This window comes from Arthrobacter liuii (genome assembly GCF_014639275.1).
Lineage (GTDB): Bacteria > Actinomycetota > Actinomycetes > Actinomycetales > Micrococcaceae > Arthrobacter > Arthrobacter liuii.
In genome coordinates this window covers 1-22,121 of sequence record NZ_BMFW01000040.1, presented here as the reverse complement: position 1 = coordinate 22,121, position 22,121 = coordinate 1, and the positions used below count along the sequence as shown (strand labels likewise).

The window sequence follows — 22,121 nt, the reverse complement described above, 5'->3', positions numbered from 1 at the left end:
TTGTGGTTTCGGACCTTGTCCGTCAGGGCACCAGGATGGCGCGGCCGCGGACTTTGCCGGCGTCCAGGTCGCTGATGGCGTGCTGGAAATCGTCCAGCTTGTACTTCTGGGTGTGCAGGGTAACCGCACCTCGGGCGGCGAGGGCCATCAGGTCCTGCAGGTCGTTGTAGGACCCTACGAGGTTGCCGATGATGTTGATTTCGGCGGAGATGATGTCGATGGTGGGCACTCTGATGTCCTCGCCGTAGCCCACCACAAAGTAGTCGCCGGCCTCGCGCAGCATGGCGATGCCCTCGGATGTCGCGCCGCCCTCGCCCACGAAGTCGATGAGCACCTCGGCGCCGTTGCCGCCGGTGAGGGCGCGCACTTGCTCCACCTGCGTCCCGTCCGCGATGACGCCCTCGTCGGCGCCGATGGACTTGGCCAGATCCAGCGCGGCGGGGTTGCGGTCCACCACGATGATCCGGCTCGGGGTGAGGGCTTTCAGCACTTGGATTCCAATGTGGCCCAGCCCGCCGGCGCCGATCACCACGCAGTTGTCCCGCGGCGTCAGCCTCTTGGCCGCTTTCGCCGCGGCGTGGTAGGCCGTCAGGCCCGCGTCCGCCAGGGCCGCCACGTCCGCTGGCTCCAGCGAGTCGTCGATCTTTACCACCGAGCGGGCCGAGGTGAGGAGGTACTCGGCGTATCCGCCGTGGGTGTTGATGCCGGGGAACTTGCTGTTCTCGCAGTGCACGTCGTCGCCGGAGCGGCATGCGCGGCAGAGGCCGCAGGTGATGAGCGGGTGCAGGATGACTTTGTCGCCTTCCTTGACGTTGGTCACGGCGCTGCCCACGGCGTGCACCCAGCCCGCGTTCTCGTGGCCGATCGTGTAGGGCAGGTGCACCTGGGACTTCTCGGCCCACTGGCCTTCCAGGATGTGCAGGTCCGTACGGCACACGCCGGCTCCGCCGATCTTGACCACCACGTCCCACGGGCCGGCCACTTCCGGGATGGGCGCCTCGGTCATCTTCAGGCCTTCGTGGTAGCCGACCACCTGGACGGCTCGCATGGTGTTCATGGGTGGATCTCCTTGACTGTGAATGGAAGCAGGTGGCGATGGTCGGCGGCCTCGGCACCTTCGGGCCGGTCCGCCTGGTCCGCGCCCGAACCCTCGTACCGGGTGCGCAGCAGGCCCCGGCAGAAGTGGGCGTTGCCGTCTATGGAAATGCGCGTGGACCGCGCCCGCCGCAGCGCCATCGGCACCTGCTCGGCGGGATAGGGGCGGCCCTCATGGTCAACAAGTACGACGGCGGCAGGTGCCGTGGGCAGCCCCAGCGCCTCCCGCCGTCGTACTAAAGCGTTTTTGGTCCGTCCCGCCGGAAGGTCACCCAGCTGCACTGTCCCGACGTTCGCTTCGGAGAGGGCGGGATCGGCGCGCAGCTGTTCGGTCAGGCAGCGTTCCATGGCGGCGGTGTGCGCCTTCCGGCGGAACATCAGCCGCAGCTCGTCCAGGCTGTCCTCGGCTTCGTGGCCGAAGGTGCCCCGGTAGCCGGCGTCCGCCGCGAGGCCGGCATTTATCAGGGCGGAATCGTGGTGGTCATCGAGTTCCACCACCACCTTTCCCACCCAAGGGAGTGCCGAGACCACGTCCTTGCTGTCCGACGCCATGAGGTAGGCGAAGTTGGGGGAACAGAACGAGGTGGGCAGGCGCAGGTGCACCGTCACCGCGGCGCGGTCCGCTGCCCCCGAAACATCAATGGACCGCACGAAGCCCAGGCCGGTGATCGGCTCGTCGAGCTCGGGATCCAGCACGGCGTCCAATGCCCGCCGAACGTCCTGCACTGCAGCGTCCCTGGCACCAGCGCCCTGCACCCCCACGTCCCGGACGGTGCGCTCGTTCAGTGTGGCCGTCATGCCGCGCCTGCCAGGTCCGCCCGCTCCGGCTGGCGCGGGCCCGTGGCCGTCTCGCCGGCGTCCGGCAACTGGAGCTCTGCCGGCACGGCGATGTTGTACATCTTCGCGGCGTTCAGCCCCAGGATCTTCTTCTTCTGCTCTATGGTGATCGGAGCGTACTCAGTCATGTCCTCCGGGATATGGAAGTCCACGAACCGCTCCACCAGCCAGCGCGGGGTCCACAGGGCATAGTCGCTGGAGAAGAAGATCCGGTCCTCGCCGATCCAGTAAATGAGCTCGCCGAGGATCTGCGCGAAGTACCGCGGCCGGGTGTGCATAAACGGCATCGCTACCGCGAGTCCGCCGTAGACGTTGGGTTCCTGCGTGGCGATCCAACAGAAATCCTCCAGCCGCGGCAGGCCGACGTGCTCCACGATGAAGTTCAGGTCAGTGAAGTCCGAGGCCACGTGGTCCACATCGGACACGTCGAACGAATCCCGGTCCAGCGGCCGGATGGTGGGGCCCTTGTGGACGTGGATGTTCTTGATGCCAAGCCTCCGGCACTCCTCGAAGTACCGGAAGGCCCACGGATCGGAGAGCTTGTAGCCGCGGGACTCCCCATGCCACTCGGCGGTGTAGAGCTTGACCCCCGTGAACTTCATCTTCTCGTGGTCCGCACGCAGCCGGTCCAGGCCGCGTTCGCCGTCGCGCGGATCAAAGCAGTGGTTGTACGTGAGCTTGTCCGGGTTCGCGGCGGCCAGGCCGTAGGCTTCCTTCGTCTGCCCGAAACCGTTCTTGTAGAACTCGCCCAAGTACGCCGGCTGGAAGATCGCGTGGTCCACGTAGCCGTCCTCAAACAGGTCCTTCATCAGGCGCCCGCCGCCCTGATACAGGTATTCCTCGTAAGTCCACAGCTCTTCTTCGGGGGAGAGATTGCGGTGGTAGTCGTAGAAGCAATCGATGAACTGCTTGCCGTGAACGTTGCGCTGGTTCTCCGGCCGGGCGTCCCACAAGGCGATGTGGGCGTCAACGATGAAGTAGTTCTCGCCATCTTTGCTGTACATGTCCTTCTCCTCCCCGCGACTGCCATAGTCGCGACACCAACGAGGCTAAGGCGGTTCCGCGCCCGTCAACATGTGACCGGTGTCTCAATTTGAGACAGGAGGGTCTCGCCGTCCCGGCCCCAGCCACGTACTCTCGAAAGAGGCAGGACAAGGAGGACGGCAATGGTGCCGAATCAAAACGCGCCTCTGCCGCGGCCGGGCCGCGGCGGAAAAGGCGCTGAGCTTGCGGTTGGCACGCGGCGCCTCCTCGCGTCGTGGCAGCGGAGCGAGGAATACGGCGTCTCAACCGAGGAAGTCGACCCCGCGTGGGTCGGTTCGGTCGCGAGCGACTCCCTGTTCTACCAGTGCGGGCAGGAAGTGCTGACCGGCCTGCACCAGACCCTGGCCAACGAGCCGCTGAGCCTGATGCTCACGGACGCCGACGGGCTGGTACTCAACCGGTTCAGCGGCGACACCTCACTGCTGCGGGCCCTGGACAAAGTGCACCTGGCCCCGGGCTTCGCCTTCTCCGAACGGGAGACGGGAACCACCGGCCTGGGGCTGGCCCTGGCCGACCGCACACCGAGCCTGGTCCGCGCCGAGGAACACTACAGCGCCAGCCTGCGCACCTACACCTGCGCCGCCGTCCCGGTCCTTGATCCCCTCAGCGGACGCCTTGAGGGCAGCGTCAACATCACCACCTGGTCCAAGTCATCCCCCGAGCTGCTCCTGGCACTGGCCCAGTCCGCGGCCAGCACCACGTCCGCCCTGATGCTCGCCCGTTCTAACGGACCGCGGACCAAGCCAGGACCGAAAGGCGGGGTTTTTCGACTTCAGCGAGGACGGCTCGAACCAGGGTCCGGGACTTTGCGGGCCATGTCAACGGCATGGACAGACGCGCTCGACCAGACGGTACAGGCGCTGGCCGCCGGCCGGGTGGTCGCCGCCGTCGGGGAACCCGGTTCCGGACGCGCCACACTGCTGGGGCAAGCCCTGCGTCAGGCCCGCCCCGGAAGCCGCATCCTTTCCGCGACCGCTCCCGCACCCGAAGACGTCGAGCACTGGCTATCCCTATGGACGCCTGAGCTATCCAAACCGCGAACCGCTGTCATCGTTGAGAATGTCGACTTACTGCCGGCATGGGCGGCCGGGGAACTACAGGCACGTGCAGCAGATGGGCTGCGATCACTGACCGGGTCCCCCGGAGGAGGGCCTGCGACACTTACATGGGCGGTCACCGCGGAGGGACTTGACGCGGTCCCCCCACCGCTGGGCACCCTTGTGGAAACCGTGGTGCCGGTCCCCGCATTACGCGAACGCGCCGACGACGTTCTCCCACTCGCCCAATATGCCGCCCGCCAGACACGCCTGCGCGAGGTAAACTTCACCCGCGCGGCCGAGCACGTGCTGACAACTCACCATTGGCCTGGCAACATCGACGAACTCTTCAGCGTTATTCAGGCCGCGGCGCTCCGCACCGACACCATCGACGTCCGGCACCTGCCGGCCGGGATGGTAAGCCGACCAGGCCCTAAACTGAGCCGCATCGAGACCGTCGAACGCGACGAGATCATCCGGTGCCTATCCCGCCCCGGCATCACCGTCGCTGCCGCAGCAGCAGAACTGGGAATAGGCCGGGCCACCATATACCGCCGCATGGCAAGACTGGGCATAACATTACCCAAATAGCAGCCCCCGCCCCAGGCCACGCAGCCCGTGCCGCCCCCGTACCCCCGGGCGGCAGATTCCAGAATTGTGGCCACGAGCCCACTATTTCTCGCCGGAAGCAGTAGAAACAACGCTCGGCCAGATCAAGCCAGATCCCGTCGACCCTGGTCTGGTCATGCTGCGCCAGTTGCTGAACGTAGCCAAGGCCGTCCATGACATGCACAAAGCGTCCAGCGATCTGCGCCGGGCACGCCAGATAGGTGACCTGGTGAAGCACCAGCTCTGCCAAGTCGCCGCCGCGCTGTGGAGCGTCTCCGCATCCGTCGCGGCGGTAGACAACGAAGGGACCGAAGCCGTGCGCACGAGCGCGGCCTGCCAGGCCCTGGGGCGCTCCGTCGGCTCGGTGCTGCCGCCGAAGTACGAGCAGGCACGCACCCGGAGCGGAACCAGCCGCCAGGACATTGAGAGATAACACCAGGAAGGGGAACCATGACTGAATTTGACGCCCCGGTGATGGATGACCAGTGGTGGGACACGGCCAGCGGCCGCGACGTCGAGAGGGCGCGCGAGTCAGCCACGGCACGGAAGGACCACGACCCGGCACCGCGGAGCGCGGCCAGGTCGTGGTCCATGACCAGGTGCAACGCCGCTACGGCCTGGACGCCTGGACATGGAGAGGGGCCCGGCGCGCACGCTGCGGGTTAAACCGCGGGCGTGCGTGCCGGAAATCAGGGCCTAGAACACCCTGATGGGGATCTCGGCCGGGTCGTTCAGCAGGGACTCGATCTCGTCGTCAAGCCTGACCAGCGTGATGGACGCACCGGCCATGTCCAGGGACGTGCAGTATTCGCCCACATAGCTGCGGCCCACCGTGATGCCCTGCTCGGCAAGGCGCTTGTGGGCCTGGCCGTACAGCAGGTAGAGCTCGCTGATGGGGGTGCCGCCCAGTCCGTTGACCATCAGCGCCACGCGGTCGCCGTCGGAGAAGGGCAGGTCCTTCACGATGGGGGTGAGCAGTTCCTCCACGATGTCGTTCGCGGGCATGATCTTGGCCCTGCGGCGGCCAGGCTCGCCGTGGATGCCAACGCCGAGTTCGATCTCGTCCTCGCCCAGCTCGAACAGCGGGCTGCCCTTGGCCGGCGGCGTGCACGCGGTCAGGGCCACACCCATTGTGCGCGTCACCGAGTTGACTTTTTCACCCACCCGGATCACCTCGTCCAGGTCGGCCCCCCGCTCGGCGGCGGCCGCCACCGCCTTGATGACGAAGAAGTTTCCGGCGACACCGCGGCGGCCGATGGTATATGTGGAGTCCTCAACGGAAACGTCATCGTTGATGAACAGCGTCTTGACGTTGACCCCTTCGGCGGCGGACATTTCCTGCGCCATTTCGAAGACCATCTTGTCGCCGGTGTAGTTGTTGACCAGCAGGAGCACGCCCTTGGGCGAAGCCATCAGTTTGGTGGTCTCGTGGACGTAGTCGAACGGGGGTGCCGCGAAGACGTCACCCGGGCAGGCGGCGTCGAGCATGCCCTTGCCCACGATCATCACGTGCGCCGGTTCGTGGCCTGAACCCGACCCCTGGACAATCGAGACTTTGTTCTGGTCGGGCCCGTCCGCGCGCATTATCAGGTTGTATTCGGGGACGTACTTCAGCGTGTCCGGGTTGGCGAGGGCCAGCCCTTCAAGCATCTCGGGGACGAACTGCTGGGGGTTGTTGACAAACTTTTTCATGCTTGCTCCACGTCGTTGTGATGGTTTCGATGGACAGTGATTTTGACGGACAGTACAGAAGCAGGGCGCTACCGCTCGGGCCATCCGGCCACGATGCGTTCGATGATGATCGCCACGGCCAGGGCCCCGGCATCCGGGGAGCCGATGCTGCGCTCTCCGCTGTAGCTGGCGCGTCCGCGCTTGGCTTCCAGTTCGCTGGTTGCCTCGGCACGTTCGCGAGTGGATTTGGCGAAGGCCTCGCGGCAGTCCGCGGCATTGGCCCCGGAGGTGATCATGCGTTCTAGTTCGTCAGTGGCAGGTACCAGTGCGTCGAGGAGGGTTTTGTCTCCGAGATCAGAGTTGCCGCGGGCTTTGATACCGTCGGTTGCCGCGCGCAGCATCGCCACCGCGGCGGTGCCCGTGATCTCATTGAATTGTTTCGCTGTCACTGACGCCCGGAGGAACGCGGTTCCCCATAGGGGGCCGGAGGAACCGCCGATGCGGCTGGTGATGGTCACGGCGATCTGTTGCAGGAAAGTGGACACGTCTTCGCGCTTGTAGGAATCCCAGTCGGCAAGCACCTTTTCGAAGCCGCGTGCCAGGGAGTAGCCAAGGTCGCCGTCGCCTACGACGGCGTCAAAGTCGCCGAATTCCTTTTCCTTGTCGACGGCGGTCTGGGCGATGGTGCGGACAACATATTCGATGTCCGCGAGGTTGGTGGCGGTCATGGTGTCTCCGTCGGGGTGGAAGGTGCAGCTGTTGGGGCTGGAAGCTTCAGGATTTGCTGGAGTGTTTCGAGTGTCACCGTGGCGGGAACCTTCAGGTGGTGGGGGTTCAGCAGGACTTCGGCCGGTTCGCCCTGGTCCGGGTCGCCCAGTGAGGAGACCACGAGGGACGCGCCAGCGAATTCCTCCTCCCGGGTGTACCCGCTGACGGTGACCAGGGTGCGCAGGCCCGCAGCGAGTGCGGCACGCATCCCGTTGGCGCTGTCCTCGACCACGACCGCGTCGTCAGCGTCCAGGCCCATTTCCCGCAGTGCCAGCAGGTAGATATCCGGTGCGGGCTTCTTGCGTGGGACAACATCGCCGGCAAAAACCGAAAACTCCGACGCAGCGTCCTCCCCAACGGCGTGGGTCAGCACGGCCAGCACGGCCGGTTCCGCCGACGTCGAGGCGACCGCCAGCCGCCACCCCGCGGCGCGGGCCTCGGCAACGATACGGGCTACACCGTTCCGGGCAGGCATGACACCACTTTCCACCATCTCCTTGTAGATAGCGGTTTTGTGCTTGTGCCAGGTCAGCATGGCTTCGTCCACCGCGGCGTCATCGGCCAGGCCGAGTGACGCGGCAAGATCAGGAGTGACGATGCTGCGCATCCGCTCCTTCCCCCCGCCGATTTTGACCTTCCGCGCGTAATCCTCAACGCTCCACTGGACCGGGACACCGAAGTCCCGGAAGGTGCGGTTGAACGCTGGCAAATGCCCGTACTGCTCGGTATCGGCCAGGACGCCGTCGCAGTCAAAAATCAGGGCAGGCATTCAGCGTCCACCCTTTCCGGCGCTGCCGAACTGCTCAGCGAGTTCTTTCACCATGGTAATGACGTCGGCGCGGGTGTGCTTGAACAGCGACGGCGGATCCCAATTGTTGTCCTGCTCGGCCTGCTTGAGGAACGCCAGGCTGGACTGCATGTACGTTTCCTTCAACGCGGTGGAGATGTTGACCTTGGCGCACCCGCGGGAGATGAGGTCCGCGAACTGCTCCTGGCTGAGCCCGCTGCCGCCGTGCAGGGCGATGGGAATATTCCGGGCCTCGACAATTTCGCTCACCCGGGTCATGTCCAGCACCGGCGCAGCCTTATATGTGCCGTGGGCGTTGCCGATGGACGGGGCGAAGACGTCGATTCCGGTGGCGTCGAGGTAGGCGAGCACGGTCTCCAGGCTTTGCTGCTGGGATACTTCGTCTGAACCGTGGTCATCCTCGACGCCGGTGATCGCCTCGATCTCGCCCTCAACCTGGGCGCCATAGCTACGGGCCTCGGCGACCACCTCGATCGTCTGTCGCTGGTTTTCTTCAACGGGAAGGCTGGAAGCATCAAACAGCACCGAGTTCCAGCCGGCTTTCAGGCATTCGGTTATCACGGCGCGGTCCGGGCAGTGGTCCAGGTGCAGGGTCACCGGAACTTCGATGCCGCGGGTCATGGAGCTCCACATGTCGAACAGCACCCTGGAGCCGATGCTGCGGACCGTCTTGACTGAGGTCTGCAGGATGACCGGTGAGTTGGCCTCGACAGCGCCGGCGAGCACCGCCTCGATGGTCAGGTCGTTGAAGATGTTGATTGCAGGAACCCCGTATCGCGTTTGAAAGGCCGGGTCAAGAATCTCCTTTAGGGGCACAACGCCCATAATATTTACCTCCTAGGTAGGCTGACTCCCACGGTAGGCGAGCGGCCTGCCCGCCGGAATTGGGGATAACCCGCATAGTCCTTTGGGGGTATTCACCACCTGTCTGCAGCGGGGTGATCCGTGGTTAGGTGATGCCCTCAGGCAACTCCGAACGAACAGGATCCAGCATGGCAACCGGAACAGTGCTCGAAACCGTCAGCGCCGACGACGCACGCCGCATCATAGACGCGGCCGCCGCGAAGGCGGCAGAGATCGGCCAGCCAATGGACATCGCCGTCGTTGACGCCGGCGGCAACCTAAAGGCGCACCTCCGCATGGACGGTGCAAACATTGGCAGCATCCCCATCTCCATCAACAAGGCTTACACCGCTATCGCTTTCCAGTGCCAAACGGGCGATCTGCAGAAGAACACCCGGCCCGACGGGCCTATTTATGGACTCAATGACGCCCACGGGGGACGGTTGGTGGTCTTTCCCGGTGGTATCCCGCTGGTCCGGGACGGAAAGATCATGGGCGCCATCGGCGTTTCCACCGGCACCATCGAACAGGACCAGGAAGTGGCTGAGGCCGGTGCCTCCGCCTATTGAACGTGGCAGCGGCCTTAAAGAACGGACGACGGCGGGTACCCCGCCGTCGTCCGTTCTTTAAGGTCCAAGTCGAATCTCCAAGGTTCAGCCGAACAGGTAGGTCGCCTCGTCGTAGCGGGACTGCGGCACCGTCTTAAGCCGCCCCACCGATTCTGCCAGGCTAACGCGGATGATCTCGTCCCCGCGCGTGGCCACCATCTGCCCCCACGCGCCGTCGTGCACAGCGTCAACTGCAGCCAACCCCAGGCGGGTGCCCAACACCCGGTCAGTGGCACTGGGGGCACCACCGCGCTGGATATAGCCCAGTGTGGTGCAGCGGGTCTCGATCCCGGTCCGCTCCTCGATAACCGGTGCGAGACGCTCTCCGATGCCGCCCAGCCGCGGCCGGTTAAAGGCGTCCAGGCCGCGGTCCGAGTGCGGTTCGGACATACCCTCGGCAAGGAATCCTTCGGCCACCACCACCAAGGGCGTGCGCCCCCGGCGTACCGGGCCTTCAACCCATTCGCAAATTTCCTCGATGCTGGCGTTCTGTTCCGGGATGAGGATTGCGTGGGCGCTGGTGGCCATGCCGGCATACAACGCAATCCACCCAGCATGGCGCCCCATCACCTCCGCGATCATGCAGCGATGGTGGGACTCGCCCGTCGTCTTCAAACGGTCAATCGCTTCGGTAGCGATTTCGACGGCGGTATGGAAGCCAAAGGAAAAATCGGTAGCCGAAAGGTCGTTGTCCACGGTTTTCGGAACCCCAATAATCGGGACACCGGCATCGCTCAGGATTTTGGCCACCGTCAGTGTTCCCTCACCGCCAATGACAATGAGTGCATCGACTCCGAGGAAGCGGAGATTCGACTTGATGCGCTCCACTCCTCCGGCCTCGCCCAGCGGGTTGGTCCGCGAGGTGCCCAGGATGGTCCCGCCCAGGCCGCCGATCCCACGGACGCTCATCCAGTCCAGTTCCAGCGTGCTGCCCTCAATGAGGCCCCGCCACCCGTCAGTGAAGCCGACGAACTGGTCCCGATGGATCCGGATCCCGCGCAGCACGCAGGACCGGATCACGGCGTTAAGCCCAGGACAGTCGCCGCCGCTGGTCAGGAGTCCAATGCGCGCCATATGTGCTTCCCTCCACTGGTCCGGTGACGCCCAGCTATGGCGTCCATTCCACAAAATCAGCAAAACAGGCCCTGCGGTATGAGGACTATCCCGCCTTGCCCAGTACGGGGAAACCAGCATGCGCCCGGATTCCGGATGCAGGATATGGTGGTAGATACGGCCCGCTGCCTTGCGGCCTGCCTTTCGTCGAGGAGGACGAAAATGACACCAGCAGAGCCCGAATTCGAGGCCTTGGTCAGGAGCCTGCGTGACCCGCACGGCATCCATAACAACAAGCTCCAGTCCGTTACAGACCTCGCACGGGACCTGGCCGGCCGCTTTGAGCTGCAGCCGCTCCTGGCCCGCATTCTGAACAACGCCGCGTCCCTGCTCGGCTGCGAGTCAGGGTCCATTGCCCTGGTCAACGAGGCTGCAGGCACCTACACCAAGAAGGTAGACATCGGTGTCGGATGCCAGGAAGGCCAAACCTTCCCTTTGTCGGAAGGGTTCACCGGCCAGGTCGTCGCCAGCCGGTCAACCGTCATCCTGGACGCCTACCGCACCATAGAGCGCGGCCACATCCCGGCGACAGACCCCCGCTGGAACTGCGCGGTCATCGGAGTGCCCATCCAATGGGGCGAGCAGATCGTTGGCGCCTTCATTGTCTTTAGCGCCAACCCGGGACGGCCCTTCACACAGGAAGAAGCACACCTTGCCGAACTCTTTGCGAGCCACGCCGCCATTGCGCTGGCCAACTCCGAGCTACATTCAAAAGCCGCGGACCGTGAGCGCGAGGCCGCTGTCGCTGCTGAACGTGAGCGTGCCGTCCGCGACGTGCATGAAACCGTGGGCCGGTCCCTCGCCACCCTGCTCCTGTCCCTTGACCAAGCAGAAAAAGCCAACCAGCTGAGCGGTGGCGAGGCAGCAGCGCGGCACATCAGCGGCGCCCGGACCATAGCCCACGACGCCCTGGCCGAGACCCGGCGCACGGTTCTAGGCATCGGTCCGGCCGCGCTCATCGGCCGAACCCTTGAGGACGCCATCGCGGGGGAACTCGCCTGGGTGGAATCCATGACGGGCGCCGCCACCGAGCTGAAGGTGATCGGTGAACCCTGGACCCCCGCACCCGAGATCATCCACCAAGCCTTCAGGATCGCCCAGGAAGCACTCAACAACGTGGTGAACCACGCCCAAGCCACCTCCGTGCGGGCCGGGCTGATTTACGAAGGCAACTCTATAGCCCTCGTCGTGGAGGACAACGGCCGCGGCTTCGACCTGGCCGCAGCGCACGGGGACCACTCCGCCGTCCATCCCGGCTGCCTGGGACTGCACGGCATGAACTCCCGCGCCATCCACCTGGGCGGGGAACTGCACATCGAAGCCACCCGTGGCTGGGGGACCCAGATAAGGGCCACCCTGCCGACCCGGGCGCCAGAGCAAGATGCCAACCCCCAGCCGCAGTGGAAAGTGGTCATCGCCACCCAGTACCCGCTGATCAGCGCCGGCCTGGTGAAACTGCTCGCCGACGCAGAGCCAGGAATCCAAGTGGTGGCAGAGGTTACGTCCGCAGCCCAACTCCTCGACGCCTGCGAGTTGCTCCGCCCGGCCGTTGTCCTGCTGGATCTCGACCTGCTCCACAGGGACACCACCGGTATCCTGGCCAACCTCCCTGGCGTCGACACTGCCGGCGCGGTGGTGGTGCTGACCGACAACCCGACCGTGGACCAGGTGCGCTCTGCCAAACAGGCAGGCGTGCGCGGCTTCATCAACCGGCGTGCGCACGGCGAAACCATTGGCCGCACCATCGTGGCAGCCGGCCAAGGTGAAGCCCTGATGGAAGGCGAGATGTTTGACCACCTCATGGGCGAGAACCTATCCGACGCCGGGAGCGGCCAGTTCACGGCACGCGAACGTGAAGTCCACGACATGGTCATCCGCGGCATGGCGGACAAACAGATTGCCCGGGAACTGCAGATATCAGCCAAGACGGTTGAAAAGCACGTGGGCTCCATCCTCCGCAAGGCCGGGGCACGCAACCGGACCATGCTGGTAAGCATCAACGCCCAGGAAGCAATTCCCCTGCAGCCCTGGTGACATCCCACCAGCACGGTACCCGGCCGCCACCAGGTCTTACGCCTCCCCGAAGCTGCTGACCACGAGCGCGCCTTACTTAACGGCGAGATCCCCGAGTTCGGAACAGCCGTCCACTGTGACGTTCCCGATATCCGGACCCCGGGCCTGGTAACGCCGGCAGCTCAGCCGCGGCCTTCTTGAAGTGCCCCAATTTCAAGTGTTGACCGCCGGCCTCATCACCGCGGAACGCCTCGATCCGGACGTAGGCGGTGGCCGGCCAGGGAGCGCGCCCATTCTAAGAAGGCACGCTTCAGGGGACCAGGATCGCGCGGCCGCGGACCTTCCCGGCGGCCAGGTCGCTGGGCTGCTGGAAATCATCCAGCCTATACTTGGGGCCAGCTCACGAAACGGAATAAATAACACGCTAAGAGAATTTGGGGTTGACGTAGGGGCCTGAGTTTGCCGTGTTTTGGTTGGCGGGGGCTGTTCCAGGTGTAGTCGCCGGTGAGGTTGATGCGTTCCCAGCCGAGCGGGGAGAGATGTTGGAGCAGTTCCTCGTTCTCTGGGCGTCCGGTGGTTTTGACTGCATGGTCCAGGTAGACGGTGTTCCAAAGGGTAATGGCCGCGGTGAGGCGATTCAGGCCCGAAGCGCGGTGGCGTTGATTGTCGTAGGAGCGGTCCCGGAGCTCGCCAAGGCGGTTGAAAAACACGGCCCGTGCGAGAGCGTTGCGGGCTTCGCCTTTGTTCAGGCCGGATTGGACGCGTCAGCGAAGACCGGGGATCTGCATCCAGTCTAGGTGTATTGACCACGGACGTTAGTGACGCTCGGCGTGGTTTGGTGACATGAAGAAGACCTCCGGGTGGAGTGGGGCTTGCACGGAGGTCTTCACTATTGGTATGTGAGGTGATTGTGTCAACGTGATCGGAGCCCACTAGGACGGCCCGAACGGTACCCACCCGTCGGACGTCCGGGGATGATGTTGTGAGGGTGTCTAGGGGTTCTTGGCGTGGTTTCTGGGTCTGTGAAAACACTGCCGCGGGTTGGGACGATACCCGGGGTCCCGGTTGTTGGAAGCTGGCGTCTGGCGGAGTAGTGCGTCAGAGGTAGCTGCAGATTTGTTCGGGATCGCAGCTTGCGTCGGTCCCGGACGCGGCAGTGGCGTGAAGGCCGGCGACGATGGATCGCAGCGCCATTAGTTCAGAAATCTGGTGGTCCAGTTCGGCCAGCTGGTTGGAGAGAAGGTCTTGGACGTGGGCGCAGGGGGCTTCTCCGGCGTCACGGAGGCTAAGAATTTCGCGTATTTGGGTCAGGGCGAGGCCTGCGGCCCGTCCGCGGCGGATGAATTCGAGCCTGGCCACGGAGTCGTCATGGTAGTCCCGGTAGCCGTTAGAGGATCTTTTCGCTGCCGGGAGAAGCCCGCTGTCCTCGTAGAAACGCAGCGTCTTGGTTGTCATCCCTGCCGCTGCCGCGGCCTCACCGATACGCATCATGAACTCATTTCTTAGCAGGCGGCCAGGACGGCGATTCCTTGACATTCCAGTGTAGGGGAAGGTTGAGAATGGGATGCAGAGCTGGTCTTCGGTTGAAGGCTGCACATGGCGGTCGGTTGAGCAACAGGTGTGCTGGCGGCTGCTTCCCTTCCATCTTCAGGAGTCCCTCGTGTCGGCAGCATCTTTCGATTATGACCTGGCCATTATCGGTTCCGGCGGGGCTGCTTTCGCTGCGGCCATCCGGGCAACCAGCCGTGGCAAGCGGGTGTTGATGGTGGAGCGCAGCACTGTGGGAGGCACGTGCGTGAACACGGGCTGCATCCCGTCCAAGGCCCTGCTGGCCGCCGCGGAAGCCCGCCATGTCGCCCTCGATGCTTCCGGACGGTTCCCCGGTATCAGCACCTCCGCAGAGCCGGTGGATATGCCCGAACTGGTCGCCGGGAAGCGCTCACTGGTCGAATCCATGCGGTCAGAGAAGTATGTGGATCTCGCCGCGGGCTATGGATGGAACCTGCAGCGGGGGACGGCGGTGTTCGCCGGAACCGCAGCCGCACCGGTTTTGAACATCACCGCCCCGGGCGGAACCACCGAGACAGTCAGCGCGGAACACTACCTGGTCGCGACCGGCTCCACCCCCTGGATCCCTGAAGTGCCGGGAATGGACGAGGTGGATTATCTGACGTCCACGAGTGCGATGGAGCTGCAGGACGTTCCCGCTTCGATGCTGGTGGTGGGCGGCGGGTATGTGGCGCTGGAGCAGGCGCAGCTTTTCGCCCGGCTCGGCACGGAGGTGACCATCCTGGTCCGGTCCAAGCTCGCCTCGGCCGAAGAGCCTGAAGCCGGGCATGCCCTCGCCGGTGTCTTCGCCGATGAGGGCATCCGGGTCGTCCGTCGAGCGACAGCGTCCTCGGTCCGGACCGATGAGGTGTCGGGGGACGTGGTCGTGGATGCTTCCGTCTCAGGAGGAAACGAGGAACTCAGGGCCGCGCGCCTGCTCATGGCAACAGGCCGGCGCCCGGTCACGGAGGATTTGAACCTTTGCATGGTCGGCGTTGAAACCGGGGACCGCGGGGAAGTCCTGGTCGACGGGAGCCTTCGCAGTACTAATCCGAGGATCTGGGCCGCGGGTGATGTGACGGGTCACCCGGAGTTCGTTTATGTCGCCGCCGCGCACGGGGCCCTGATGGTGGAGAACGCCTTTGAGGGTGCCGGGCGTGAGGTCGATTACCGGCACCTGCCCCGGGTCACGTTTACCAGCCCTGCCCTGGCCGCTGTCGGGATGACGGACAAGGAAGCGAACCAGGCAGGGATCCGGTGCATGTGCCGGGTTCTGCCGCTCAAATTTATCCCTCGCGCGCTGGTGAACCGTGATACCCGCGGCTTCATCAAGATCGTTGCCGACGCGGACACGGGTCGGATTGTAGGGATCACTGTCGTGGGTAAGGACGCCGGGGACATCGCCGCCGCAGGGATTTACATTCTGGAGGCCGGGATGACCGTTGATCAGGTCGCGAATCTCTGGAGCCCCTATCTGACCATGGCCGAAGGCATCAAGATAGCAGCCCAGTCCTTCACTACTGACGTCTCCAAACTGTCCTGTTGCGCGGCATGAAGTGGTCAACGACAACCTATGTGTTCGTGGGGCGGGCGGCCGCGGCTACCTTTTAGTGCGCGTTCCTTGTCAGGCTGTGGGCGAGGCGGTAGGAATCGGTGCCGGTTTCGATGATGGTGCCGTTGAACGTCAGCCGGTCAACGATCGCGGCGCAGAGGCGCGGGTCGGTGAATGTCTTGGTCCAGCCGGAGAACGACTCGTTGGAAGCGATGGCGATGGAGTTCTTCTCTTCGCGTTCGGTGAGGACCTGGAAGAGGAGTTCGGCGCCGCGCCGGTCCAGTTCCATATAGCCGAGCTCGTCAATGCAGAGCAGGTCCACTCGGCCGTATCTGGCGATGGTCTTGGCGAGGACTTTGTCGTCGGCGGCTTCGACGAGTTCGTTCACGAGCCGGGTGGCCAAAGTGTATTTGACCCGGTATCCCTTCTCCGCCGCGGCGGTGCCCAGCCCGATAAGCAGGTGGGATTTGCCGGTTCCGGAGTCCCCGATCAGGCATAGCGGTGCACCTTTTCGAATCCATTCGCCGGTAGCGAGGGTATGGATGGTAGCGGGGTTGATGTTCGTGTTCGCGTCGAAATCGAAATCACCGAGCCATTTATCCCGGGGAAAGTTCGCGGCTTTGACGCGTCGGATTGAGGAGCGACGGTCCCGGTCATCGCATTCGGCCAGCAGCAGCTCGGCCAGGAAGCCTTGGTAAGAGAGTTGTTCCTTCCCCGCGACGGTCAGAGCTTCGTCCAGAACCGCCCGGATGGTGGGCAGGCGCAATCGGCGGCATGCTTGGTCCACGGCCGCGACCGCGGCCTGCTCAGTCAGACCGCGGCGCCGTCGCAGGGTTGGGGTGATGGTGGTGGCCGGTGCGGTGGGGCTCATGAGATGTTTTCCTTCGACGCGGTTCCTGCGGAGTGTTCGGTGCGTTTGGCCAGCAGCTCGTCATAGGCGCTGATCGCCGGGAGCGGCCGCTTGTCTGGAGGGAGCCCGGCGATGACCGCCGCCGGGTCCATCAGCCGGCGCTGGGTCAGGCTGACAACTCGTTGCACTTTCGCTTCAGCATGAGCACCGCGATGACGGTCAGGACGGGACCCACCAGCAGGGATGCTGGAGGCATGTCGGCGGCCTTCAACCGCCACGACGTCGGCACTGACGGCACCTACTCCAAGGGCTGCGGTGATCCCTGCCTCGATGTCTTCGGCTTCCATCGATCGGTGCAGCAGCAGGACGTCAATCAGTTCACGGGTCCCCGCGGCATCACCGTTGACCCTGCGCGAGGCAGACCAGAAGGCGTCATGGGCGCTGGTGAAAGCACCCGACTCCCGCGCCCTGGCCAAAGCAGTGGAACCAGGCAAAGCGCCGGGCTTGGTCTTGAGGACCTCCAGATAATGGTCCAACTGGACCGACTGCCCGCCCTTGGCAATAATCCGCTGGTGCCGGGCCGCCACCGCGCGGCCGTCGAACACCACAACTTCGGATGCCCGCAATGAAACCCGGACCCGCCGACCGATGAACCGTGCTGGCACCGAGTACTTCACCATCCGCACGGTAATCATTGAGGACCGGTCCACTCTCGGGTTCAACACCAGACCGGGATCGAACTCGTCGGCCGGCAACGGTGCCAGGAACGGGCGCTCGGCGGCGAAGTCTTGGCCGATAGTGCGGATCCTGCCATCAATCCGCCGCTGATCGTCTTGAACCTCCCGGCTCCGGATCCAGTCGTTGAGCTCATCAAGGGACCTCGCCACGGGCATCGGGGTCAGCCGGTTGCGGCGGAACCAGCCCACCTCGCCCTCGACCCCGCATTTCTCGTGAGCGCCGGCAAGACCTGGCTGGCAATAAAAGGCATCAAATCCATAGAACGAGCGAAACAACACCCACCGGTCATTCTCCAGGCGGTTCCGCCCCTGACCGAACACCACGGCCCTGACGGCACTGGTGAGGTTGTCATAGCGGATATGTTTGACCGGCACGCCGCCGATCTCGTTGAACGCCTCGACGTGGCCTTCCAGAAACGCTTCCTGGGCCTGGGTGGGGTAAATCCGGTGGATGGCTTTGCCGGAGTGAGAAAGCCGGAAGATGAACATGTGGCATTTCGTCTTTACCCCGTCCAGCACGATCCAGACTTCACCGAAGTCCACTTCCGCTTCCGCGCCCGGGGCGTGCTCCTGAGGAACAAATACCTCAACCCGGCGGCCGGCCTCCACATCGATCTGCGCCCGGCGGACCCGAACGTAGTCACGCACCGTCGAATACGACAACTCGTCCGCTCCATGCTCCTCGATGAGCCGGGCAAGAATCCTCCGGGCAGTGTGACGCTGCTTCCTCGGCGCCGTCGTGTCCTCGACGAGCATGGCGTCGATCGTCGGTTTATAAGGATCAAGCCGCGGCGAGGACCGTACAGGAGTTTTACGCTCTGGCGGGACCGGGGAACTTAACGCCTTACGCACGGTTTTCCGCGCCACCTGGTGCCTGCGGGCAAGCTCCCGGATTGACGCGCCCTCCACCCGGGCATCCCTCCGAATCTGCGCGAACAACTCCACTCTTGACCCCATCCCGGCCCTCCCGTCGTCGATCCAACACTGGATGGATCAACGTTCACAGGTGGGTACCATTCAAGCCGTCATTAGGTTCGGCATGTCCGGCTGGTGGGTACCGTTCGGGCCGTCCTAGTGGGCTCCGATCAGACTGTCATACTCATGAGGGTCAAAAAGTTCGGGCTTGACCAACGGCATGGCAGCCGGCCCGGCACGCCGGGAGAGGAGAAGAATGCTCTCGGGGTTGCCGGTCTGGCCCAGAGGTCTTCTGACACCCCCTCCGTTTGACGGGTGGGAGTTGTCCTCGACATGACCTGCCGATCGGCCAGCCTCACAAGAGGCGTGGCCGGGCAGGCTGCCGTGTCCTGATAGGAGTCTGACAAGCGTCCCAATAGTGAACTGACTGGCAGGCCCGCCCGGCTGCGCACCCCCATTTGAAACGGAAAGGTGCGCTAGTTCCATCATGCAACGCAACAGTCCCAACGTGTACGTGGGGATAGATACCCACGCGGAAACCCACTTCGTGGCGGTCATAGACGAGCACGGGCGGCGCCTGACGGACCAGGAGTTTCCAGCCACTGCCGGTGGATACCGGAAGATCATCGAGTTCATCCGCGCCAACGGCAACGCGCTTAGCATCGGAGTTGAATGCACGGGCAGCTATGGCGCTGAAATCGCCCGGCAACTGGCGGGAGAAGAATTCGAGGTTATCGAGGTCAATCAGCCCAGCCGTGATCAACGCCGGCGGCGGGGGAAGACGGATCAGCTCGACGCTTACAGCGCTGCGGAAGCAGTCATGAGCGGCCGAGCCAGCGCTGCGGCCAAGGGCCGCAACGGGCTCGTCGAAGCCCTGCGAAGCCTGAGGACAGTTCGTGAGTCTGCGTTGCGGGACCGCACGGCAACCATCAACCAGATCAAAGCTATGCTCGTCAGTTCCCCTGAGAATGTGCGCTCACCATACCGGTCGGTGACAACACCCAGGCTCGTCGCGGCGCTGGCTGCCACCCGCCCCCAGCGGCAGCCAGTCACTTCAGAGGAATGCACCCGCTATGCGCTGCGCCTATTGGCAAAGCGATACCAGGAACTCGATGAGCAGGTCCGGGATCTCACGGCTCAAATTGACCGTCTCCTCAAAGCCCATGCACCCGGCCTAGTGAATATCTTCGGTTCCGGCCCCGATACCGGCAGCCAACTGCTTATCACGGCCGGCGACAACACGGCACGTCTACGAAGCGAAAGACAGTTCGCGGCACTGACCGGCACTTGTCCGCGGCCTGCTTCGTCAGGCAAGACAGAGCGAAACCGTTTGAATCGCGGCGGCGACCGGAAGGCCAACTCCGCTCTGCACCATATCGTGTTGGTCAGAATGCGATACGACCGGCAAACCAAAGACTATGTCGCCAGACGAACGGCCGAAGGTCTAGGCAAGAAGGAAATCATGCGCTGCCTCAAGCGCTACATCGCGCGTCAAGTCTTTCCTGTCCTGGTACAAACACTCCGCCTCAATGAACCAGGCATTACTTGAAAAATGTCTATAGGAGTGTCATGTCCCACCCTAACGCTCTTCTGACGCCTCGTGGGCGGCTGCAGCTGGCGCAATGTGTCGTTGATCAGTGCTGGAGCCTGCGCCGGGCTGCCGAGCGGTTTCAGGTTTCCGTGCCGACTGCTGCTCGTTGGGCCAAGCGTTACCGCGACCACGGCCCGGCTGGGATGGAGGACCGCTCCAGTCGCCCGCATTCCTCGCCGCGGCGCACGGCAACCCGGACGGAGCGGCGGATCATCGCCGTGCGCGTGAACCGCCGCTGGGGACCGGCAAGGATCGGCTATCTGCTGGGCATTCACCCCTCCACCGTGCACCGCGTCCTGTCCCGCTACCGGCTGGCGAAACTGGCCTGGCTTGACCGCGGCACCGGAAGGGTGATCCGCCGCTACGAACACGACAGGCCTGGGGAACTGGTCCATGTCGACATCAAGAAACTTGGCCGGATCCCGGACGGCGGCGGACACCGGGTCCTGGGCAGGGTCGCCGGCTGGAAGAACAAGACCGGCACCACGGCCAACCGCAGGCCCGGCTACCACTACCTCCACAACGCCGTCGATGATCATTCGCGCCTTGCCTACACCGAGATCCTTACCGACGAGACAAAGGAAACAGCAGCAGCGTTCTGGCAGCGCGCCAACGCCTGGTTTCAAGCCCAAGGGATCACGGTCCAGCGGGTCCTGACCGACAACGGAAACTGCTACCGATCCCGGGCCTTCGCCCAAGCCCTGGGCCCGGACATCAAGCACAAACGAACCCGTCCCTATCGCCCGCAGACCAACGGCAAGGTCGAACGGTTCAACCGCACGATGCTGGAGGAATGGGCTTACATCCGCCCCTACCGCTCCGAGGCAGAGCGTGTCGCCGCTTTCCCCGACTGGCTCCATGCCTACAATCACTATGAGTCTTGATCATGGCTGGTCCGGGACCGGCTGGCAGGATGGCTATTGGCCGCCCCGGCCCCGAAGATGTGACTCATACAATCATTGACATGGATTGTCTTGCTGTGGACTTGTCCATCCTTGGGGTTGGGTGGCCGGTACCATTCCGGCCCACCTCGGTAGCTTGATCAGAAGATTGTCCACCCCATAGGGGCGTGACCCATCACAGTGCTGTTCCGACGTGACTCCTACCCGGACTGCTACCGGCCGTTGACGGCCGGTGACCCATGTCCTTCGTTCTTCGGAAAGGTGCCGTGACCGCCATGTCCATCGTCGCTCATGCCCACCCATTTGTCGTGGGCGTCGACACACACGCCCGCAACCATGTTTACGCAATCCTCGCAGCCACCACCGGTGCCCTTCTTGAATCCCGGGCGTTTCCCACCAATGCGGCCGGAATCAACCGGGCCATCAACTGGGTAGCCCGCCGCACCGGCGCGGATGCCGACACCCTCTGGGTCATCGAAGGCGCCGCGACTTACGGGGCGATCCTGGCCGGCACAGTGGCCTCCCATGGTTATCCGGTCGCCGAAGCACCACGCATGGATGCCAAGAAACGCCGCGGTGTGGGGAAAACCGATGCCTTGGACGCCCACCAGATCGCGGCCGCAACGCTGCCACTGCCCGTACATAAGCTTCGTCGCCCCCGGCTCAATGACGGGATCCGCCAAGCGGTGCGGATCTTGACAACCGCCCGCGGCGCCATGAGTGCCGACCGCACAAGGTCGGTCAACGCGCTCAACGCTCTAGTACGCAGCAACAACCTGGGGGTCGACGCCCGCAAGTCCCTGACCGCCTCCCAAACCTCGGACATCTCTCGCTGGCGGCCCCGCGAGGAAGAACTGTCCCTGTCCGTCGCCCGTAACGAGGCCATTCGCCTGGCCAGACATATCCTCGAACTGGACGAGCAGCTCAAAAGCAATGAGAAGCAACTGGACGAGCTGGTCAGGGTCAGCGAGGCGGCACCCTTGCTGGAAGAGAAAGGGTTCAGGGCAATCAGCGCCGCGAAGTGTCTGACCGCATGGTCACACGAAGGCCGGGTTCGTAACGAGGCAGCTTTCGCCTCTCTGGCCGGCGTAAACCCCATCCCAGCTTCTTCCGGGAACAAGGTCAGGCATCGGCTGAACCGGGGAGGCGACAGGGCGCTGAACAGCGCACTGCACATGGTCGCGGTAACGCGAATGACTCACGACGCAGAAACCCGTCAGTACGTGGAAAAACGACGCGCCGAAGGCCGTACCGACAAGGAAATCCGCCGCTGCATCAAACGCTACGTGGCCCGCCGCATCTACCGAACGCTTACTGCCTCATCCGAACCAATGAAAACGGCTTGACAGACATAGAAGAGTCCACCGAGCCCACACTGCGCTCAAAGGTCAGACACCGGCCAGCCGCGTCACCAACCTCTCAGGTCAATACATCTAGGGTGAAAAGGGTCCGTGGGACTGTCTGAATAACGGTGGATCCACAGTTGGCCTGACACGCCGGGCGTTGCCTGGCGGGGAGGACTGATCATGAGCGACACCATGGATCCCATGGCGACTGATGTGGATCAGCAAGAGTTAGCG

At 64.0% G+C, this 22,121-nt stretch carries 20 protein-coding genes and 1 pseudogene; 9 read left to right on the top strand and 12 right to left on the bottom strand.

Annotated features, from left to right (window positions below):
* Positions 1-22: 22 nt before the first annotated feature.
* The 3 genes from IEW19_RS21115 to IEW19_RS21105 are packed head-to-tail and all read right to left on the bottom strand — an operon-like array spanning position 23 to position 2,936.
* A complete protein-coding gene (locus tag IEW19_RS21115; RefSeq protein WP_229748640.1) occupies positions 23-1,057 on the bottom strand; it encodes an NAD(P)-dependent alcohol dehydrogenase in 1,035 nt (344 codons plus the stop codon).
* Positions 1,054-1,893, bottom strand: coding sequence for an iron-sulfur cluster assembly protein (locus IEW19_RS21110; RefSeq protein WP_188573527.1), 840 nt, complete (start codon positions 1,891-1,893; stop codon positions 1,054-1,056). Before IEW19_RS21110 ends, IEW19_RS21115 begins: the two co-directional genes overlap by 4 nt.
* Entirely contained in the window at positions 1,890-2,936 is a 1,047-nt protein-coding gene (locus tag IEW19_RS21105) for an amidohydrolase family protein (RefSeq protein ID WP_188573526.1), read from the bottom strand. Before IEW19_RS21105 ends, IEW19_RS21110 begins: the two co-directional genes overlap by 4 nt.
* A gap of 162 nt (positions 2,937-3,098) precedes the next feature.
* On the opposite strand from IEW19_RS21105, the gene IEW19_RS21100 reads away from it, so the two are divergent.
* From IEW19_RS21100 to IEW19_RS21090, 3 genes are all read left to right on the top strand, one after another.
* A complete protein-coding gene (locus IEW19_RS21100; protein WP_188573525.1) occupies positions 3,099-4,604 on the top strand; it encodes an AAA-type ATPase lid domain-containing protein in 1,506 nt (501 codons plus the stop codon).
* Positions 4,605-4,668: 64 nt separating this feature from the next.
* The gene (locus tag IEW19_RS21095) at positions 4,669-5,055 is read left to right on the top strand and encodes a hypothetical protein (protein ID WP_229748639.1); all 387 of its coding nucleotides are present in this window, start codon (positions 4,669-4,671) and stop codon (positions 5,053-5,055) included.
* Between the two features lie 17 nt (positions 5,056-5,072).
* The gene (locus IEW19_RS21090; protein WP_188573535.1) at positions 5,073-5,288 is read left to right on the top strand and encodes a hypothetical protein; all 216 of its coding nucleotides are present in this window, start codon (positions 5,073-5,075) and stop codon (positions 5,286-5,288) included.
* 30 nt (positions 5,289-5,318) lie between these two features.
* Here the strand turns inward: IEW19_RS21090 and dhaK are convergent, their stop codons facing one another.
* From dhaK to IEW19_RS21070, 4 genes are all read right to left on the bottom strand, one after another.
* The gene (gene dhaK / locus IEW19_RS21085; RefSeq protein WP_188573524.1) at positions 5,319-6,314 is read right to left on the bottom strand and encodes a dihydroxyacetone kinase subunit DhaK; all 996 of its coding nucleotides are present in this window, start codon (positions 6,312-6,314) and stop codon (positions 5,319-5,321) included.
* Positions 6,315-6,382: 68 nt separating this feature from the next.
* Positions 6,383-7,021, bottom strand: a complete 639-nt coding sequence (gene dhaL / locus IEW19_RS21080; RefSeq protein WP_188573523.1) for a dihydroxyacetone kinase subunit DhaL — start codon at positions 7,019-7,021, stop codon at positions 6,383-6,385.
* Positions 7,018-7,830 carry an HAD-IA family hydrolase gene (locus IEW19_RS21075; protein WP_188573522.1) on the bottom strand — a complete coding sequence of 271 codons (813 nt, stop codon included), beginning with the start codon at positions 7,828-7,830 and terminating at the stop codon, positions 7,018-7,020. The genes dhaL and IEW19_RS21075 overlap by 4 nt, the downstream gene beginning before the upstream one ends.
* Positions 7,831-8,694, bottom strand: coding sequence for a class II fructose-bisphosphate aldolase (locus IEW19_RS21070; protein WP_188573521.1), 864 nt, complete (start codon positions 8,692-8,694; stop codon positions 7,831-7,833).
* A gap of 167 nt (positions 8,695-8,861) precedes the next feature.
* On the opposite strand from IEW19_RS21070, the gene IEW19_RS21065 reads away from it, so the two are divergent.
* Positions 8,862-9,281, top strand: a complete 420-nt coding sequence (locus tag IEW19_RS21065; RefSeq protein ID WP_188573520.1) for a GlcG/HbpS family heme-binding protein — start codon at positions 8,862-8,864, stop codon at positions 9,279-9,281.
* An 84-nt stretch (positions 9,282-9,365) separates the two neighbouring features.
* Here IEW19_RS21065 and IEW19_RS21060 read toward each other — a convergent pair whose 3' ends face one another.
* The gene (locus IEW19_RS21060) at positions 9,366-10,394 is read right to left on the bottom strand and encodes an ATP-dependent 6-phosphofructokinase (protein ID WP_188573519.1); all 1,029 of its coding nucleotides are present in this window, start codon (positions 10,392-10,394) and stop codon (positions 9,366-9,368) included.
* Positions 10,395-10,595: 201 nt separating this feature from the next.
* Between IEW19_RS21060 and IEW19_RS21055 the strand changes: the two genes are divergently transcribed.
* Positions 10,596-12,467: a hybrid sensor histidine kinase/response regulator gene (locus IEW19_RS21055; protein ID WP_188573518.1), complete on the top strand. Its 1,872-nt coding sequence runs from the start codon at positions 10,596-10,598 to the stop codon at positions 12,465-12,467.
* Between the two features lie 362 nt (positions 12,468-12,829).
* On the opposite strand, the pseudogene IEW19_RS21050 reads toward IEW19_RS21055, so the two are convergent.
* Both IEW19_RS21050 and IEW19_RS21045 read right to left on the bottom strand, forming a co-directional pair.
* A pseudogene (locus tag IEW19_RS21050) lies at positions 12,830-13,243 on the bottom strand (Tn3 family transposase); the annotation flags it as partial.
* A 301-nt stretch (positions 13,244-13,544) separates the two neighbouring features.
* On the bottom strand, positions 13,545-13,934 hold the full coding sequence (locus tag IEW19_RS21045; protein ID WP_031216440.1) for a heavy metal-responsive transcriptional regulator: 390 nt from the start codon (positions 13,932-13,934) through the stop codon (positions 13,545-13,547).
* A gap of 172 nt (positions 13,935-14,106) precedes the next feature.
* Here IEW19_RS21045 and merA point away from each other — a divergent pair, with 172 nt between their 5' ends.
* Positions 14,107-15,549, top strand: a complete 1,443-nt coding sequence (merA, locus tag IEW19_RS21040; RefSeq protein ID WP_188573517.1) for a mercury(II) reductase — start codon at positions 14,107-14,109, stop codon at positions 15,547-15,549.
* A 52-nt stretch (positions 15,550-15,601) separates the two neighbouring features.
* Here merA and istB read toward each other — a convergent pair whose 3' ends face one another.
* Entirely contained in the window at positions 15,602-16,417 is an 816-nt protein-coding gene (gene istB / locus IEW19_RS21035) for an IS21-like element helper ATPase IstB (protein ID WP_011691635.1), read from the bottom strand.
* Positions 16,414-18,090, bottom strand: coding sequence for an IS21 family transposase (gene istA, locus IEW19_RS21030; protein WP_188573516.1), 1,677 nt, complete (start codon positions 18,088-18,090; stop codon positions 16,414-16,416). The genes istB and istA overlap by 4 nt, the downstream gene beginning before the upstream one ends.
* A 445-nt stretch (positions 18,091-18,535) precedes the next feature.
* On the opposite strand from istA, the gene IEW19_RS21025 reads away from it, so the two are divergent.
* From IEW19_RS21025 to IEW19_RS21015, 3 genes are all read left to right on the top strand, one after another.
* Entirely contained in the window at positions 18,536-19,597 is a 1,062-nt protein-coding gene (locus IEW19_RS21025; protein WP_188573515.1) for an IS110 family RNA-guided transposase, read from the top strand.
* 20 nt (positions 19,598-19,617) lie between these two features.
* Positions 19,618-20,523, top strand: coding sequence for an IS481 family transposase (locus tag IEW19_RS21020; protein ID WP_188573514.1), 906 nt, complete (start codon positions 19,618-19,620; stop codon positions 20,521-20,523).
* Between the two features lie 293 nt (positions 20,524-20,816).
* Positions 20,817-21,887, top strand: coding sequence for an IS110 family RNA-guided transposase (locus tag IEW19_RS21015; protein WP_188573532.1), 1,071 nt, complete (start codon positions 20,817-20,819; stop codon positions 21,885-21,887).
* The last annotated feature ends 234 nt before the right edge of the window (positions 21,888-22,121 follow it).